This window comes from Paraburkholderia sp. SIMBA_053 (assembly GCF_046534895.1).
Taxonomy (GTDB): Bacteria; Pseudomonadota; Gammaproteobacteria; order Burkholderiales; family Burkholderiaceae; genus Paraburkholderia; species Paraburkholderia caledonica.
This window is the reverse complement of the sequence record NZ_JAWRXU010000004.1, coordinates 223,836-240,414: the sequence shown is the minus strand read 5'-3', so window position 1 is coordinate 240,414 and position 16,579 is coordinate 223,836. Positions and strand designations below refer to the sequence as shown.

10 protein-coding genes are annotated in these 16,579 nt (G+C 61.6%); 2 read left to right on the top strand and 8 right to left on the bottom strand.

The window, feature by feature from the left end:
• Positions 1-13: 13 nt before the first annotated feature.
• The 3 genes from SB753_RS16125 to SB753_RS16115 form a co-directional block, all read right to left on the bottom strand.
• Positions 14-3,199: an efflux RND transporter permease subunit gene (locus tag SB753_RS16125; protein ID WP_020068230.1), complete on the bottom strand. Its 3,186-nt coding sequence runs from the start codon at positions 3,197-3,199 to the stop codon at positions 14-16.
• 70 nt (positions 3,200-3,269) lie between these two features.
• On the bottom strand, positions 3,270-4,478 hold the full coding sequence (locus SB753_RS16120; RefSeq protein ID WP_020068229.1) for an efflux RND transporter periplasmic adaptor subunit: 1,209 nt from the start codon (positions 4,476-4,478) through the stop codon (positions 3,270-3,272).
• A gap of 45 nt (positions 4,479-4,523) precedes the next feature.
• Positions 4,524-5,378: an alpha/beta hydrolase gene (locus SB753_RS16115; protein ID WP_410800696.1), complete on the bottom strand. Its 855-nt coding sequence runs from the start codon at positions 5,376-5,378 to the stop codon at positions 4,524-4,526.
• Between the two features lie 172 nt (positions 5,379-5,550).
• On the opposite strand from SB753_RS16115, the gene SB753_RS16110 reads away from it, so the two are divergent.
• Complete coding sequence (locus SB753_RS16110; protein WP_020068227.1) at positions 5,551-6,555, top strand: LysR family transcriptional regulator; 1,005 nt, start codon at positions 5,551-5,553, stop codon at positions 6,553-6,555.
• A 223-nt stretch (positions 6,556-6,778) separates the two neighbouring features.
• Positions 6,779-7,093, top strand: coding sequence for a DUF4148 domain-containing protein (locus SB753_RS16105; RefSeq protein ID WP_410800694.1), 315 nt, complete (start codon positions 6,779-6,781; stop codon positions 7,091-7,093).
• A gap of 282 nt (positions 7,094-7,375) precedes the next feature.
• Here the strand turns inward: SB753_RS16105 and SB753_RS16100 are convergent, their stop codons facing one another.
• The 5 genes from SB753_RS16100 to SB753_RS16080 all read right to left on the bottom strand — a co-directional run bounded on the left by SB753_RS16100 (position 7,376) and on the right by SB753_RS16080 (position 16,530).
• Positions 7,376-8,449, bottom strand: a complete 1,074-nt coding sequence (locus SB753_RS16100) for a purine-nucleoside phosphorylase (RefSeq protein WP_410800692.1) — start codon at positions 8,447-8,449, stop codon at positions 7,376-7,378.
• Positions 8,450-8,605: 156 nt separating this feature from the next.
• A complete protein-coding gene (locus SB753_RS16095; protein ID WP_088173348.1) occupies positions 8,606-9,511 on the bottom strand; it encodes a cation diffusion facilitator family transporter in 906 nt (301 codons plus the stop codon).
• A 157-nt stretch (positions 9,512-9,668) separates the two neighbouring features.
• Positions 9,669-14,522 (bottom strand): NAD-glutamate dehydrogenase, encoded by a 4,854-nt coding sequence (locus SB753_RS16090; RefSeq protein ID WP_410800690.1) that lies wholly within the window; start codon positions 14,520-14,522, stop codon positions 9,669-9,671.
• A 110-nt stretch (positions 14,523-14,632) separates the two neighbouring features.
• Positions 14,633-15,499 (bottom strand): alpha/beta fold hydrolase, encoded by an 867-nt coding sequence (locus SB753_RS16085; RefSeq protein WP_408485722.1) that lies wholly within the window; start codon positions 15,497-15,499, stop codon positions 14,633-14,635.
• On the bottom strand, positions 15,496-16,530 hold the full coding sequence (locus SB753_RS16080; protein ID WP_408129927.1) for a M14 family zinc carboxypeptidase: 1,035 nt from the start codon (positions 16,528-16,530) through the stop codon (positions 15,496-15,498). Before SB753_RS16080 ends, SB753_RS16085 begins: the two co-directional genes overlap by 4 nt.
• Positions 16,531-16,579: the final 49 nt, after the last annotated feature.

Below are 16,579 nucleotides of genomic sequence, written 5' to 3'. Positions count from 1 at the left end.
TGTTGTTTTCTCCTCAGGCGTCCGTGACCGGTGCGCCAATGCGCGGCGAATCCTTCTGCGCGACATGAATCGTCCCGCCGGCCAACGTACGCAGCACCACATAGAACACCGGCGTGAGCATCAGCCCGAACAGCGTGACACCAAGCATGCCGAAGAACACCGCGACACCCATTGCGTGACGCATTTCCGAACCGGCTCCGGTCGACAGCACGAGCGGCACCACACCCATGATGAACGCGATCGACGTCATCAGAATCGGCCGCAGACGCAGCCGGCTCGCCTCAATCGCCGCCGACAATGGCGTATGTCCATCGTGTTCGAGTTCTCGGGCGAACTCCACGATCAGAATCGCGTTTTTCGCCGACAAGCCCACCAGCACCATCAAGCCGATCTGCGTGAAGATGTTGTTGTCGCCGCCCGTGAGCCACACGCCGGTCAGGGCAGACAGCACGCTCATCGGCACGATCAGGATCACGGCGAGCGGCAGCGTCAGGCTTTCATACAGTGCAGCGAGCACGAGGAACACGAGTAACACGCTGATCGGGAACACCCACAGGCCCGCATTACCGGCGAGAATCTGCTGGTACGTGAGGTCGGTCCATTCGAGCTTGACGCCGCGCGGCAGAACTTCGGCCGCCACGCGCTCAGCCGCGGCTTGCGCCTGACCGGACGAGAATCCCGGCGCCGGTCCACCGTTGATGTCCGCTGCGGTATAGCCGTTGTAACGCACCACCATTTCCGGACCGAACGTCGGCGTGACCGACACGAGCGACGACAACGGCACCATGTCGCCCGCGGCATTGCGCGTCTTCAGTTGCAGGATGTCGTCGGCGCGTTGACGGAACGGCGCGTCTGCCTGCACCCGCACCTGATACACGCGGCCAAAACGGTTGAAGTCGTTCACATACAGCGAGCCCAGATAGATCTGCATCGTGTTGAACACGTCGGTAACCGGCACGCCGAGCTGCTTCGCCTTCACACGGTCGAGGTCCACGTTCAATTGCGGAACGTTGATCTGATAGCTGGAGAAGGTCGGGCCAAGTTCAGGCGTTTGCGCGGCCTTCTTCACGAATGCCTCTGCTGCCTTGTTCAGTTCCGCGTAACCGAGCGCACCGTGATCCTCCAGTTGCATCTTGAAACCGCCGAGCGTGCCGAGACCGAGCACAGGTGGCGGCGGAAACACCGCGACGAACGAGTCCTTGATCGCGCCATATTGCTGGTTCAACGCGCCGGCAATCGCACCCGCCGAGAGCTTCTTGTCGCCGCGCTCCTTGAACGGCTTGAGCGTGACGAACACAATGCCCGCACTAGAACTGTTCGTGAAGCCGTTCACCGACAAACCCGGGAACGCCACTGCGCTTTCCACGCCCTTCTGCTTAAGCGCTATCGCGCTCATGTCGCGGATCACTTTTTCCGTACGATCCAGCGATGCGCCATTCGGCAACTGCGCGAACGCAATCAGGTACTCCTTGTCCTGCGCGGGCACGAAGCCGCCCGGCACGACACGCGAGATCAGCACCGTTGCACCGAGCAGAATCGCGTACACCGCGAGCATTGCACCCTTACGGCGCAGCACGCCGGTCACGCCGCGTCCGTATGCCGTCGAGCCGCGATGAAACACCTTGTTGAAGCCCTTGAAGAAGCGGCCCAGCACACGGTTCATCACACGCGTCAGCAGGTCTTCCTTCGCGCCGTGACCGCGCAGCAGCATGGCGGACAACGCCGGCGACAGCGTCAACGAGTTGAACGCCGAGATCACCGTGGAGATCGCGATGGTCATCGCGAACTGCTTGTAGAACTGACCCGTGAGGCCCGTCATGAACGCGAGCGGCACGAACACGGCAACGAGCGTGAGCGCGATGGCGATAATCGGCCCGCTCACTTCCTGCATCGCCTTATACGTTGCATCGCGCGCACTGAGCCCGCTTTCGATATTCCGTTCGACGTTCTCCACCACCACGATCGCATCGTCCACCACGATCCCGATCGCGAGCACCATGCCGAACAACGACAACGCATTGATCGAGAAACCGAACGCAAGCAACAGCGAGAACGTACCGACAATGGACACCGGCACGGCGATCAACGGAATGATCGATGCACGCCACGTCTGCAGGAACACGATCACGACGATCACCACCAGCGCGATTGCTTCGAGCAGCGTATGCACGACCGCCTCGATACTCGAGCGCACGAACTGCGTCGGGTCGTAGACGATCTTGTATTCGACGCCCGCGGGCATGTCTTGCGCCAGATCCTTCATCGCGGAGCGAACTTCGTCGGAAATCGCGAGCGAGTTCGCGCCCGGCGCCTGGTTGATCGCGAGCGCAACCGCCGGCTTGTTGTCGAGCAACGAACGCAGACCGTATTCCGACGCGGCCAGTTCGACACGAGCGATGTCGCGCAGATAAGTCACGCCGCCATCGGGCGCGGTCTTCACGATGATGTCGCCGAATTCGCCCTCGGTCTTCAGACGGCCGCGCGCATTGACCGACAACTGCAATTGCGTGCCTGGCACCGAAGGCGATGCGCCGATCACACCGGCCGCCACCTGAATGTTCTGCTCGCGAATCGCGTTGACCACTTCGGTCGCCGTCAAACCGCGTTGCGCGACCTTCTGCGGATCGAGCCACACACGCATCGCGTAGTCGCCCGAGCCCCACAATTGAACCTCGCCGACGCCCTGAATACGCGCGAGCCGGTCCTTGACGTTCAGCAGCGCATAGTTGCGCAGATACGTCATGTCGTAGCGGTTATTCGGCGAGATCAGGTGGACCACCATTGTCAGCGTGGGCGAACTCTTGATCGTCGTCACGCCGAGCCGCTGGACGTCTTCCGGCAAACGCGGCAGTGCCTGGTTCACGCGGTTCTGCACCAGTTGCGTTGCGAGGTCCGGGTTCGTGCCGAGCTTGAACGTGACCGTCAGCGTGAGATTGCCGTCGCTATTTGCTTGCGACTGCATATACAGCATGTTCTCGACGCCGTTGATCTGCTCTTCGAGCGGCGAAGCGACGGCTTCCGCGATCACTTTCGGATTTGCGCCAGGATACTGCGCGTGCACCACGACCGACGGCGGGACCACTTCGGGGTACTCGGAGATCGGCAGCTTGAAGAGCGAAATGACGCCCGCCAGCAGTACCAATACCGATAGCACGCCCGCAAAGATCGGCCGATCGATGAAGAATTTGGATATGTTCATTGGAAGCTCTTGATGTTGGAGCAAGCGGTTGGAGCAAGGCGCCGCGCGTTCAACGCCGCGGCGGCGACGCTCACGAATTCTTGTCCGCTTTGGCGCGCGTCTGTGCAAGCGGCGCGCTGTTCGGGTCCTGGTCGGTCGTCATGGGCACCATGTGCGCGCGCACTGCATCGCCCGGACGCACACGCTGAATGCCGTTGACGACGATCCGGTCGCCCGCCTTCAGGCCGCCCTTCACGACGCGCAGGTTGCCCTGCATATCGCCGACGGAAATCTCGCGGTACGCAACGTGATTGTTTTGATCGACCACCAGCACGAACTTCTTGTCCTGGTCGGTGCCCACAGCGGCGTCGTCGATCAGCAGCGCGGGGTGCGGCTCGCTGCCGCCCACTTTCACGCGTGCGTAGAGGCCCGGAATCAATGTGCCGTCCTGGTTATCGAAACGCGCGCGAACGCGAATCGTGCCCGACGACGTATCGAGCCGGTTGTCCACCGACTCGATCACGCCGTTGCGCGAGTAGCCGCTTTCGTCGGCGAGACCGAGTTCGACCGGCACCTTGCCGCCGTCTTTCGCACGACGCAGGTATTGCAGATACGTTTGTTCGTCGGCGTCGAACGATGCGTAGATCGGCGAAACCGACACGAGCGTGGTGAGCGGCGTTGAGCTCGCGCCCGCCGACACCACGTTGCCCACCGTGATTTCCGCACGGGACACACGGCCCGAAACCGGCGCAACAATCTTCGTGTAGCCGAGATTGATGCGCGCGGTTTCGAGCGCGGCTTGCGCGGCCTTCAGGTTCGCGCTCGCTTCGCGCGCGGCATTCTGCTTCTCGTCGTAGTCACGCTTCGCGATTGCGTTGTCGGTGATCAGGCGCTGCGCGCGTTCCCAGTCGCTTTGCGTGTAGCCGGTGCGCGCCTGCGCGGCCGCGAGCTGCGCTTCCGCTCGGGCCACTTCCGCCGCATACGGGCGCGGGTCGATCACGAACAGCGTGTCGCCTTTCTTCACGAGCGCGCCGTCCTTGAAGTTGACCGACACGATCGTGCCAGGCACCTGTGAACGGACGTCCACTTTTTCGACAGCTTCAAGGCGGCCCGAATAGCTCTGCCAGTCGGTAATCGTCTTTTGCACCACAGTGGCGACATCGACTTCCGGCACGATGGTCGGCGCGGCAGGCGAACTGGCGTCGACACGAATTGCGCCGAACGTGCCCAGTCCGGCTACGACGATCACGGCTAGCGCGGCTATCGCCACACGGCGACGGGAAAGAGGAAGAATGGTCATTTGAAGCTCCCGGTATCGTTGATTGAAGTTCTGCTTATTTGTGTTTCATCGATGGGCGCGCGCATCGAAGCGCCACTGAAAAAATCGCACCGCTTCCTGCAAGGCGGGCGGATGATCGGCCAACGCCGCATGCGAGACGGCCGGATAGCGGACCACCTGGGTCAGCACACCTGCGTCGATCAGGCTGCTCGCGTATTTCTCCGCCTCGACGTGCAGCACGTCGTTTTGCGCCGTCGCGATCAGCGTGGCCGGCAAGCCCGCGAGTCGCGACGATTCGAGCGGCGCCGCATACGGATGCATGCGTTGCGACGCTTGCGGCAAGTACGCGCGGTAACAAGCCGCGCACTCTCTTGCCGTGATGTCCGAGCCCAGACGCTTTTCGTCGCCGAGGCGGGTGAGACTCGGGTCCAGCATCGGCCCGAACAAAGCCTGCGCGGCGATCTGCACGTCGCCGCGATCACGCGCGATGAACGCGAGGCAATTGGCCAATTGACCGCCGGCGTCATGGCCCGCTACGCCAACCTTTCTGCTATTGCCGCCAAAAGCGCGCGCCCGCGTCTGTACCCACAATGCCGCGCGGTGCGCGTCTTCAGGCGCGGCGGGGAACGGAAACGCCGGCGCCAGCGAATAGCCGACCGACACCACCAATGCCGGTAAATGTTCTGCGAAATAACGCGAGGCGAAGTCGGCTTGATCGATAGATCCCTTCGTAAAGCCGCCGCCGTGAAAATAAAGCAGTACTGGCAGTGCGGTTTTCTTTCCCTGCCGGTACAAACGCAATGTGATGTCCTGAGCGTGCCCTTCTATCTGCACGTCAGTGACCTCGAGTGCCGCGCTGTCGGCCTCTACCGGTGCACTGCCGGTGGGCTCAAAGGAGTACGGCGGTTTAAATGCTTGCATGTCGAGCCGCGCAATGCGCAAAGAACTTCAATGGTGCGAATTGTGGGTTCGGCAGACTCGTAAATAAATGCCTATAATCCGGCAACACAATTCGGCGCCCCTGAACAATCCATCCGATTGCTCCGCGGATTCGAATCCTGATCAGTACGCCTGCCCCTTCTGGAGGTTTGCAATGGACCGGCTTCAGGCCATGCAAGTGTTCACACGCGTTGTCGACACCAACAGCTTTACCCGTGCGGCGGAAACGCTCGACCTGCCCCGCGCATCGGTTACCACGATCATTCAGAACCTCGAAGCGTTCCTCGGCACACGGCTCATGCACCGCACTACGCGGCGCCTGTCGCTCACGCCGGACGGCGCCGCTTATTACGAGCGCTGCGTGCGCATTCTCGCGGACGTCGAAGAGACCGAGGCCAGTTTTCAGAGCGGCAATAAAAAGCCGCACGGCAAGCTGCGCATCGACATGCCGGGCTCGATCGGCCGCTTGCTGGTGATTCCTCAACTATGTGAATTCCACACGCGCTACCCGGACATCGACCTGCAACTCGGCTTGTCGGACAGACAGGTCGACCTTTTGCAGGAAGGCGTGGATTGCGTGGTGCGCGTTGGCGCACTCCAGGATTCTTCGCTGGTGGCGCGGCGTATTGGCCTATTCGAGGGCGTGACGTGCGCGGCCCCGGAATACATTGAACGGGCCGGCATGCCGACTTCGCTCGACGACCTGGAAAATCACAAAGCAGTCAATTACTTCTCCAGCCGTACGGGACGCACGCTCGACTGGGCGTTTATGGTTGATGGCAAAGAGGTTGAAGTAAAAATGAAGGGCATTGTGTCGGTCAACGACGCCGATGCCTACGTGACCTGCGGGCTGGAAGGTTTCGGCCTGATTCAGCCGGCTCGTTTCATGGTGCTGCCGCATCTGCGTTCAGGCCAACTGGTTGAAGTACTGCCAGAACTCAAGCCTTTGCCGATGCCGATTTCCGCAGTCTATCCGCACAGTCGGCATCTGTCGCCTAAAGTCCGTGTTTTCGTAGACTGGATCGCCGAAGTATTCGATCGCTGCCCATTGCTGAGCGGCCGTGGTGCGCTCGATGCAACATGCTCGCAACGCACCCTGGAAGAACGCGAATCGGCTCCTGCACTCGACACGCCGATTATTTCCGAATGGGTCGCGTAATTCAATTAGATTGAAGTACAAAATCTGGAACAGTGAATTCCAACCGCGGCGCTAATGCCGCGGTTGTTGTTTGAGCCCGTGTTTATAGGGGTCGTCGCGCGATTGTTCCGAAATCGCGACAATTCATTTCGCGAAAGCGCGATTTATCGAGGCCGACTCGAAGTCTACATTTCACCCTGTCGCAGCGCCCCTCGTGCTGCAAACGAATCGACAGGAGTGAATCATGAAACGCAATCTTCTCGCAGGTCTTGCTCTCTCGCTGCTCGCCAGCGCGCCGGTATTTGCACAAAGCGACGGCGGCGGCAACGGCATTGGCCACGCCGGTTCTTACCAGACTCAACCCACTTCGACGACGAGCGGAAAAACGCGCGCCGAAGTGCAGGCTGAATTGGTTGCCGCATATCGTGACGGTTCGTTGCCCGCGCTCAATCGCACGAGCTACCCGAACAAAGGTCTGATCGGCCAGACGCAGGCCGCACGCATCGCGTTGCAGGAAGGCACGAGCGGCGACGTCACTCGTGTCGCGAATGGCCAGTAACGGGCAATAAGCAAAGCACTAAGCAAAGCACGAGCGGAGCAACAAGCGGGGCATTGAGCAAAAAGGAAAGCAAACGCCAGAATCGTTAGTTTTCCGGAATAAATGCAGATCGCCACGCTAGCTTTCCAGTCTTCACTAAGGAGCACATCATGACACCATCGGAACTCGATCATTGGGATACGGACGCCGCCGTCTGGACACCGTTTCGCGCACCACAACGTTGAGTGTCGCGCGCCATTGCAGTGCGGGCCGCATGAAGCGGCCCGCACTGCAATTAGCTGGTTAGCGTTTTGGCACGCCCTCGCGCCATTCGCTCCAGTGCGTGACAATGTCCTGAACGAGCGGATTACCCGAGCGGTACAGATTTTCGAGAGCAATCGTGAAGCCGCCTTGCGCGGAGTAGTTCAGCAGATTGTCGGCGCTGGTCTGTCCGTCGTACGGACGGTCGAAATCAGAGCCCGCACGCACCACGGCAACGCGGTTCAAATCCACCTTGTGCACCGAAGCCGCGCGTTTTAGCGCTTCGTATGTGGCATTGTCTTCCTGCTGCGTGGTGCAATACACGCCTTTTTGATCCGTCAGGATCTTGGTCCAGTCGCGAGCCCGTTGCCCGAGCAGCGTGCCCGACCACCAGGTATCGCCGGCGAGCGTATCGCATTGAATGACAGTCGGCGGACGATTAGCCGGCGCGTATGAATACTTCGCACGCGCGGCCTGCGCCTGCGCGTTGTCGGAAAGCACCACATTGCGCGACAGGGCGAATGCGGTATCGGCGAGTTGCGTATTGAGCTGGAACACTTCGGTCCGGTAATCGAGCGGCGGCTTCTCCGACGGGCTCTTTGTGTTGATGCCGAGATAGCCAGTATTCCAGCCGGCCGGAATCTCGCGCCCGTCGATCTCCCATTGAATGCCGAAGTCGACGAGATATTTGGCCCACGCAGCGGAGCCGACCGTGCCCTGTTGCGGATCGATGCCGGCAATACCCGCCACCATGAAATACGTGTGCCGCAAATCGAATCGCGGTGAGAACGTCAATGCCATGATCGACGCGGCGGCGTTCGTGTGACCCATGCCGGTCGTCATTACGCATACGTCCTGGCGGTTGCAATGTACTGCCGGGTAATCGGGTGACAGGCCGTCTACCCTAATATCGCGCCATGGCCCGAGCTTATCGAGCCACACCTGGCCCTCCGGACCGAACATCGAAATAATCATCACCTTGACTGGCCGCCCGCGCGAGCCGCCGCCGTCATGCGAGAAAGCGTCGTTGTCGTCCGCGCTTGCCGGCCCGGAAGTAAAGGCTGTGCATGCCGCGAGTGCAATGACCGAGAGAGCGTTAAACGTGCGAGTCAGCATCGTGATCTTCCTTTTGCTTGTGATGCAGTTTGGGAGAGTGCCGCCTTCAAGCCGAAAGAAGTATAGATGCGAAGAAATTATTTTCCACTACATGAAGTGTCGTTTGCGTAACTCGCGCAAAGCCCTGCGCGAGTCACGTATGCGGAAAAAGCACGGTTAGACGCGCGGCACGTCCGGTTCAAAAAATACCCAGCGCACCTGCGGAAATGCGGCCTGCAGATCTGCCTCGATCACGTTGATCGCGTCGACCAGCGCGCGGCCGCTCGCGTAGTCAATCATCTCAGCCTGCACGGCGACCACCACATGGCGTCCCCATTGCAGGGTAATCATGTTGATGATGCTGCGAATCTCACCACGTGCACGAAGATGCGCCTCGATTGCGCGGCGCACTTCAGGGCTTGCCGATTCGCCGACGATCATTGACTTCACCTCGCGCGCCACGAGGCCGGCAATCACCATCAGCAGCAAACCAACGGCGATGGAACCCAGCGCGTCATAGACAGGATTGCCGGTCACCAAAGTGAGCAGCACGGCCACGAAGGCCATTCCCAGGCCGGCCAGCGCGGCAATATCCTCGCCCGCGACCACCAGCAACTCGGACTCGCGCGTTTCCCGGAACCAACGCCAAAGCGATTTCTCGGGGTGCACCTTGCGGATCTCCTTCATCGCGCCCCACAGCGAGAACGCCTCCAGCACCACGGAGACGCCGAGCACTACGAGCGCGACATACGCATACTGCAGTGGCTCCCGCGCGACCAGGCGATGCACGCCTTCGTACACTGAAAACGCGCCGCCGACAAAGAACAGCAGCAGCGCGACCAGCAGCGAATAAAAGTTGATCTCGCGCCCGCCGCCCATCGGATGCAAAGGGCTTGCGGGCCGGCGCGCCTGGCGCAGGCCGAAAAGCAGCAGCAGTTGATTACCGCAGTCGGCGGTGGAGTGAATAGCTTCGGCGAACATCGAACCGGAGCCGGTGAACGACGCAGCGGCGAACTTGCAGACGGCAATGCCAAAGTTGGCGGCAAGCGCATAAATAATGGCTTTCGGCGATTCTTCTTTCATCGTCGTGGAGGGCGTTAGTTTATTTTCAAAAGGCTTTCACTTGCCGGGAATCCGTATTATGGACATGCCGGGCAGCGTGCGTCCAACCGCGGTGCTATGCGCACCGCGTGCGTGGACCTTTGGCGAGCCTTTCTTTACCGCTTCCTCCACGCAATGCTCATGCCCTCTCGAGCGCAGCCATTTCCCGAACAATCACCAGCAGCATCGACAGGCTCGCTCCGCCAGTGGCCCTCAGGTCGGCAAGCAGGCGCGCATAACGCTCGAGCTGCGTGGCGCGCTTGTCGCGCCACGCCTGAACGAGTGCCTCCGGCGTGGCCGCATCGTCGGCGCCGGCAAGCGCGCTCATCGTGAGCGCGCGTTTGAGTCGCGCAAGTTCGGCCAATGCGGACGCGCGCGCCAGCATGTCCCAGTGCGACGGCGCGGGCAGCGCAGCCGCGCGTTCGCTGATCCAGTTGTAGTTGAGCAGCGTGCCGAGCGCGAAGTACACACCCGCCACGAGTTCGAGCTTGCGCTCGCACGTGGACGCTACTTCTGCGATGTCGAGCAGCGCCGCTGAAATCTCGCCGCTCGCAATGCGCACTGCGAGTTCACTATCAACGCCGGCGTCGACCAGCACACGCTGGCGGTCGGATAGCGCTTCGAGATCTGCAGCCGGCAGCAAAGCAGGCCATTGCGGCGCGAGACGCTGCGCGGCGTCGCGGCAACGCGCGAGCAGACCGGTCACGTCGTCGCTGTTCACGCCCGGCGATGACAGATGCCGCAGGAACCACAACGCCGATCGTTCGACGAGCCGCGCGACCTCGACGAACATACGAGCCTGCACGTCGTCGGCGACGCGGTTATCCAGCGCGTCGATGCTGCGCCACACATCGTCGAGATCGAACACATCGCGAGCCATGATGCAGGCCCGCACGATGTCGCCGGGTTGCGCATCGGTTTCCTCCATCAGCCGATGCACGAACTCGCAGCCCACGCGGTTCACCAACGCGTTGGTTAGATGAGTCGCAAGGATTTCGCGGCGCAGAGGATGACGCTGCATCGGCTCACTGAAGCGCTGGCGCAAAGGCCTCGGAAAATATTCGATCAACATGTCGCTGACGAGCGGGTCTTCGGGCACCGAAGAATCGAGTAGCGCGTCGTACAGCCACATCTTGCTGTACGCGAGCAGCACCGCGCGCTCCGGCGTGGTGAGCCCTTGTTTCGCGGCCTGCCGCTCAGCCACTTCTTCGTCGTTCGGCAGAAACTCGATCGCGCGGTTCAGGCGGCCGGCGCGTTCCAGATAGCGCATGAGGCGCGTTTCAGCGTCGAGCAGTTCGACACCATAACGGCCTGCAATCGAGAGCGCCTGAGTCTGGTAATAGTTGTCCGTCAACACCAGCAGGCCGACTTCGTCGGTCATTTCCGCAAGCAACGCGTTGCGTTGCTTGGCGGTCATCTCGCCGTCGGCCACCACGAGTCCCAGCAGAATCTTGATGTTGACTTCATGGTCGGAACAGTCGACACCTGCCGAGTTGTCTATTGCATCGGTATTGATGCGGCCGCCGCGCTGCGCGAACTCAATACGGCCGAGTTGCGTGAGCCCCAGGTTGCCGCCTTCGGCTACGACCTTGCAGCGCAAGTCCGCGCCGTTCACCCGGATCGCATCGTTCGCGCGGTCGCCAACCTGCAGATGCGTTTCGCGTGAGGCTTTCACATAAGTGCCTATGCCGCCGTTGTAGAGCAGATCGACGGGCGCTTGCAGAATCGCGCGCATCAGTTCGGCCGGCGAGAGCGCCGCTGCGCTGATGCCGAGTACCGATTGCACGGCCGGCGAAAGGGCAATGGTCTTGGCCGTGCGCGGAAACACGCCGCCGCCCGCTGAAATCAGCGAAGGGTCGTAGTCGGCCCAACTCGATCGATCGAGAAGAAAGAGACGTCCGCGCTCGGCAATACTGGCTGCCGGATCGGGATTCGGGTCCAGGAAAATATGCCGATGATCGAACGCGGCCACGAGCCTGATATGCGGCGACAACAGCATGCCATTGCCGAACACGTCGCCGGACATATCGCCGATACCGACCACCGTGAAGTCCATCGTCTGCGTATCGACGCCCATTTCGCGGAAATGCCGCTTAACGGACTCCCAGGCGCCGCGCGCCGTGATCGCCATCTTCTTGTGGTCGTAGCCGACCGAGCCGCCCGACGCAAACGCGTCGTCGAGCCAGAAACCGTATTCCTGCGAGATCGCGTTCGCGTAGTCGGAAAACGTGGCCGTGCCTTTGTCCGCGGCGACCACCAGATACGGATCGTCGGGGTCGTGCCGCACTACGTCGCGCGGCGGCACGACCGTCGTGCCCGCGAGATTGTCGGTCAGATCGAGCAAACCGCGCAGGAACGTTTGATAGCACGCAATGCCTTCGCGCATCCATGCATCGCGTTCCGATTGCGGCGGCGGGTTCTTCACGACGAAGCCGCCTTTCGAGCCGACCGGCACGATCACGACGCTCTTCACCATTTGCGCCTTCATCAGACCCAGCACTTCAGTGCGGAAATCCTCGCGACGGTCCGACCAGCGCAAGCCGCCGCGCGCCACCCGTCCACCGCGCAAATGCACGCCTTCGACGCGCGGCGAGTAGACCCATATCTCGAACATCGGCTTGGGCTCCGGCAAGCCGGGCACCTGCGCCGGATTGAACTTGAACGATAGATACGGCTTCGGCTTTCCGTCAGCATCGAAGACGTAATAGTTGGTGCGCTGCGTGGCTTTGATGACGCCGAGAAACTGCCGCAGTATCCGATCCTCGTCGAGATTGGGCACCTGGTCGAGCGCGCTGTCGATCGTCTTCAGCAAATTCTCCACGCGCGTCTCACGTGTGCCGGCCAATGACGGGTCGAAGCGCGCAATGAAGAGTTCGACCAGCATGCGCGCAATCGCGGGATTGCCGGTCACCGCGCGCTCGATATACGCATCGCTGAAAGTCGAGCCCACCTGACGCAGATACTTCGCGTACGCACGCAGTATCGTCACTTCGCGCGCGCTCAATTGCGCACGTAGAACGAGGCGGTTGAAGTCGTCGCTTTCTATCGCGCCGGTCCACACCTGCTCGAACGCATCTTCGAAAAGATCCTTCACGCGCTCGATATCGAACTCGGCGTCGTCGACCACTTCGAGCCCGAAGTCGTGAATCCACGCAGGTGTCGCGTCCAGCGCTTCGATCAGATACGGCCGCTCTTCATCGACACGCACGCCCAGGTGTTCGAGCATCGGCAAACTGCGCGACAACGCGATCGGCATTCCCGCTCGATAGACCTTGAAGCGGAATGCGCGCGGCCCGGCTTCGATTGGGCGATACAGGTTCATCGCGAGGCGCTCGCTACCCTGCACGCGCTCGATCAGTTCGATGTCGCGCACCGCCGTGCGCGCGGCATAGTCGTCGCGATAGCCCGGCGGAAACGAATCCGCGTAGTGCTGCAGCAGACGATTGCCCTGCTCTTCACCGAACGCGTCGAGCAGCGCATCGGCGAGATCGTCCTGCCAGCGGCGCGACACCTGCACGAGACGTGCTTCGAGTTCGCGCGTATCGACATCGGGCATGCCGCCCGGTTTTGCATGCACGACGAAGTGAATGCGCGCGAGCGTGGATTCGGAAAGCAGCGGCGTGAACTCGACGCTCGCTCCGTTGAATGCTTCAGTAAGCAGATTGGCGATACGTTGCCGCAAATCGGTGTTGTACTTGTCACGCGGCACGAACACGAGACACGACACGAAGCGGTCGAAGCGGTCGCGCCGCACAAACAGGCGCGTGCGCTGATGCTCCTGCAAACGGAGCACGCCGAGCGCGATATCGTAGAGCTGGTTCTCGTCGGCCTGAAACAGTTCGTCGCGCGGATACGTTTCCAGCACCGTCACGAGCGATTTCGCCAGATGACCTTTCGGCAAGAATCCGGCGCGCCTCACGATGTTCGCGCACTTGCGCCGAACGATCGGAATCTCGGCCGCCGACACAAAATACGCGGTCGACGTATAGAGGCCGATGAAGCGCCGCTCGCCGACCACCTTGCCGTCAGCACCGGCCAGTTTGATGCCTACGTAATCCAGGTAGCCGGGCCGATGCACCGTTGCCCGCGAATTGGCCTTGGTCAGAAAAATCGGCGAGGCGCTCGAAATGATTTCGGCAGCGGCCGGCGGTAATACCGTCACCTCTGGCGATGCTGCGGCGCCATCCGTTGCACGCAGCTCATCGCGCATGATGCCGAGGCCCGAGCCGGGCACCGCGCGCAGTCCGTAGCCCGTGCCCTGCTGCACGAGTTCGTAATCGCGGTGGCCGAGAAAGGTGAAATGGTCGGCGACCATCCATTCGAGAAACGCGCGCGCTTCCATCGTATCCGGCCCGCTCTCGCCGACTTTCATGGCCTTGATCGTGACGCGTGCGAGTTCCACTATCTTCGGCCAGTCTTCAACCGCGGCGCGCACGTCGCGCAGCACTTTCGCGATGTCGTCGCGCAGCGCGTCCAGTTTCGCCGCGTCGCCGCAACGGTCGACTTCGAAGTGAATGAACGAAGCCAATTGCGAGCGCGTGTCGGCAGCTTCTTCCGAGCCCTGCGTCACACGCGCGATGTCGCCGTCGGGCCCGCGCCAGATGCGAAACACCGGATGCACGACCGAATGCAGCGCGAGCCCTTGCCGATTGACCGCCATCGAAACAGAGTCGACCAGAAACGGCATGTCGTCGTTGACGATTTCTATTACCGTGTGATCGGAGTGCCAGCCATGCTGCTCGAGAATCGGGTTGTAGACGCGCAGCCTTTCCCTGCCGGGCACAAAGCGCTGCGCGGTCTGCCAGTGCGCGAGCGCGGCACCGTACAGATCGGGAATGGAGCGGCTTTGCAGATCGTCGACGTCGACGAAATCGTAGTAGTGCCGCAGAAAGGGCTCGACGATGTGAAACGTCGGCTCGGGCAAGCGCGCTCGTGCAAACTCGACGACATCGTTCAGCAAGTGCGTGACGGCTTCTTCGTTCTTTGCTTGCATGATGAACTCCCCGGCTGTCGGCAGTGGCGGGTATCGCCCGGATCGCATGCATCGTCTGAACAAGGATTATGCGCCTGCATGCCGCAATGCGACCCATGCACCGACTTAGGTTATACCCGCTGCCCAGCCTTATGCTGCAAGCGCGCAATCGCCATTTGCCGTACGTGGTCCGCTTCGGCGGCTTCGTGCGCAAGCCATGCACTCACCTGTTCGCCGACCCACGCGGGATCGTCGTGCGGCAGGTCGTGGCCTGCCCATGCATGTTCGCGATGACGCGCGCCCCACGCTGCGGCCAGCTTCGCGGAGCAAACCGGATCGACGAGCCGGTCTTCATGCGAAGACAGAATCAGCAGCGGACAAGCCGGTTTGGCCGCGCCTGCGGTAAAGCGCGCCGCCGCCGATAACTGGCGCAACGCATTGCCGCGGCTCACCGGCGCGCTGCGGCGAATCATGCTCCATGATTGCAGATCGGCTTCAAGGGTATCGACGTTGTTGCACGTCAATCGATGAATGGCGGACTCAGCGCGCACCGCGTCGTTCCAATGCATGGCGATTGTCAAAAGACCCGGCCATGCGGACGGACGCAGGCGTTCGTGTACGCGGCTGAACGGACGCATGCTCGTGTTGATCAACACAAGGCGCCCGATTTCGTCGGGGTACCGTTGCGCCCAGGCAGTCGCGACCATGCCGCCGAGCGACATCGCCAGCACGTTGAATGGGCCGCGCGTGGATATATCCGTTGGATCGGCGCCGACCGTGCTCGTGCCGTTCGCCCCTCCTTGCACAGCAGCAATGCGCACGAAGTCGACCATTCCGGCGACGGTCGCTGGCGCGCGCAAGTGTGCAAATTCGCCGTTGCCCGGCAAGTCGATCAAGCTCACGCCCGAAGCGCCCGCGGCTTCACGTAACACATCGGGCAAACGGCCCCAGTGACGTGTCTCGCGTGTCAGTCCGCGCAGCAAGATCCACGTGCTCATGCGCTGTCCGGTCTGTACCAGTGATCGATCGCGCTTTGCAGCAATTGCTCGCGGCGATTGCCTTGCGGCAGCCAGCGCTGCGCCGAAAAAACGGCGCGCGCCAGAAAATCGAGCAGGTTCGCGTGGCGCCGCAAAACACGCGCCGTGCGATGCGCCTTCACCGGATTGAAGATCCCCTGACGCGAGAACAATTGCCGCGGGTTCTTCTTGATCCAGAGCCACGAACCGAGTTCGAGCGTCATCGGCAGAAAGACGTTGGGTGCGGGCGCGCGGTCGTACGCGAAGTCCCACAGATCGCCGTGCAGCAGATATTGATGACTCTGCGGCTCGAACGTATAGCCATGATGCGGATGCGAACGCTCGAACATGGTTTTCAGCACGTACATTTCCGGCAGATGCGGCATCAGCTTGCGCGTGCGCGCATACGGAAACCAGATGCTGTCGTTCCAGCCGTAACCCGAATGGCAATCGAGCGCGATGCTCAAGGGCCGCGCGGCCAGTTCCGTTTCGACTACCTGCAGCAGCGCGGCGGCCTCGGCTTCCATCGGGGCGCCGCGGCGTCCGCGATACCACGGCAGCCACGCGCCGACGCGCTGGCCGCCCGCCAGCAGCGGCACGCGCTCGTCCGCGTTTTGCGGCGCGTTGCGCATCAGGTCGACGCCGTTCGGATTGGCTCGCGTGGCCGCCCACATGCCGCCCGGATTGACGATCGGCACGAAGATAAGGCGAATCGACTGAAGTTGCCGGACCAGCAGTTCGTCCCATTCGAGCCGCGCAAGCAGCGCGCGCATGTAATCGAGCACGAGTTGCGAGCCGATTCGCTCGAGCCCATGAATGCCGCCGAAGAAGCCGATGGCCGGCGCGCGCGGATCGGTCGAACCGATGCTCGCGGTATGCACGCCGAAACGCCGGCCACGTACGGTCGTCTCGCAGAGCGTGCGGATCGCAAAGCTCGCACTGCCCTGATCGAGGATCGCCTTGAGATCTTCGTACTCGGCGAAGCTGTCGGGAAGGAAGCTCAAAGGCTGCATGGGGGCGTCGCGAGGAGTGCTGGGTGTCGGGGACGGCACGGCGAATGAA

What these genes read in the sequence shown, in the direction of transcription:
- SB753_RS16125 (WP_020068230.1), bottom strand. Translation starts at nt 3,199, where the DNA reads ATGAACATATCCAAATTCTTCATCGATCGGCCGATCTTTGCGGGCGTG.
- SB753_RS16120 (WP_020068229.1), bottom strand. Translation starts at nt 4,478, where the DNA reads ATGACCATTCTTCCTCTTTCCCGTCGCCGTGTGGCGATAGCCGCGCTA.
- SB753_RS16115 (WP_410800696.1), bottom strand. Translation starts at nt 5,378, where the DNA reads ATGCAAGCATTTAAACCGCCGTACTCCTTTGAGCCCACCGGCAGTGCA.
- SB753_RS16110 (WP_020068227.1), top strand. Translation starts at nt 5,551, where the DNA reads ATGGACCGGCTTCAGGCCATGCAAGTGTTCACACGCGTTGTCGACACC.
- SB753_RS16105 (WP_410800694.1), top strand. Translation starts at nt 6,779, where the DNA reads ATGAAACGCAATCTTCTCGCAGGTCTTGCTCTCTCGCTGCTCGCCAGC.
- SB753_RS16100 (WP_410800692.1), bottom strand. Translation starts at nt 8,449, where the DNA reads ATGCTGACTCGCACGTTTAACGCTCTCTCGGTCATTGCACTCGCGGCA.
- SB753_RS16095 (WP_088173348.1), bottom strand. Translation starts at nt 9,511, where the DNA reads ATGAAAGAAGAATCGCCGAAAGCCATTATTTATGCGCTTGCCGCCAAC.
- SB753_RS16090 (WP_410800690.1), bottom strand. Translation starts at nt 14,522, where the DNA reads ATGCAAGCAAAGAACGAAGAAGCCGTCACGCACTTGCTGAACGATGTC.
- SB753_RS16085 (WP_408485722.1), bottom strand. Translation starts at nt 15,499, where the DNA reads ATGAGCACGTGGATCTTGCTGCGCGGACTGACACGCGAGACACGTCAC.
- SB753_RS16080 (WP_408129927.1), bottom strand. Translation starts at nt 16,530, where the DNA reads ATGCAGCCTTTGAGCTTCCTTCCCGACAGCTTCGCCGAGTACGAAGAT.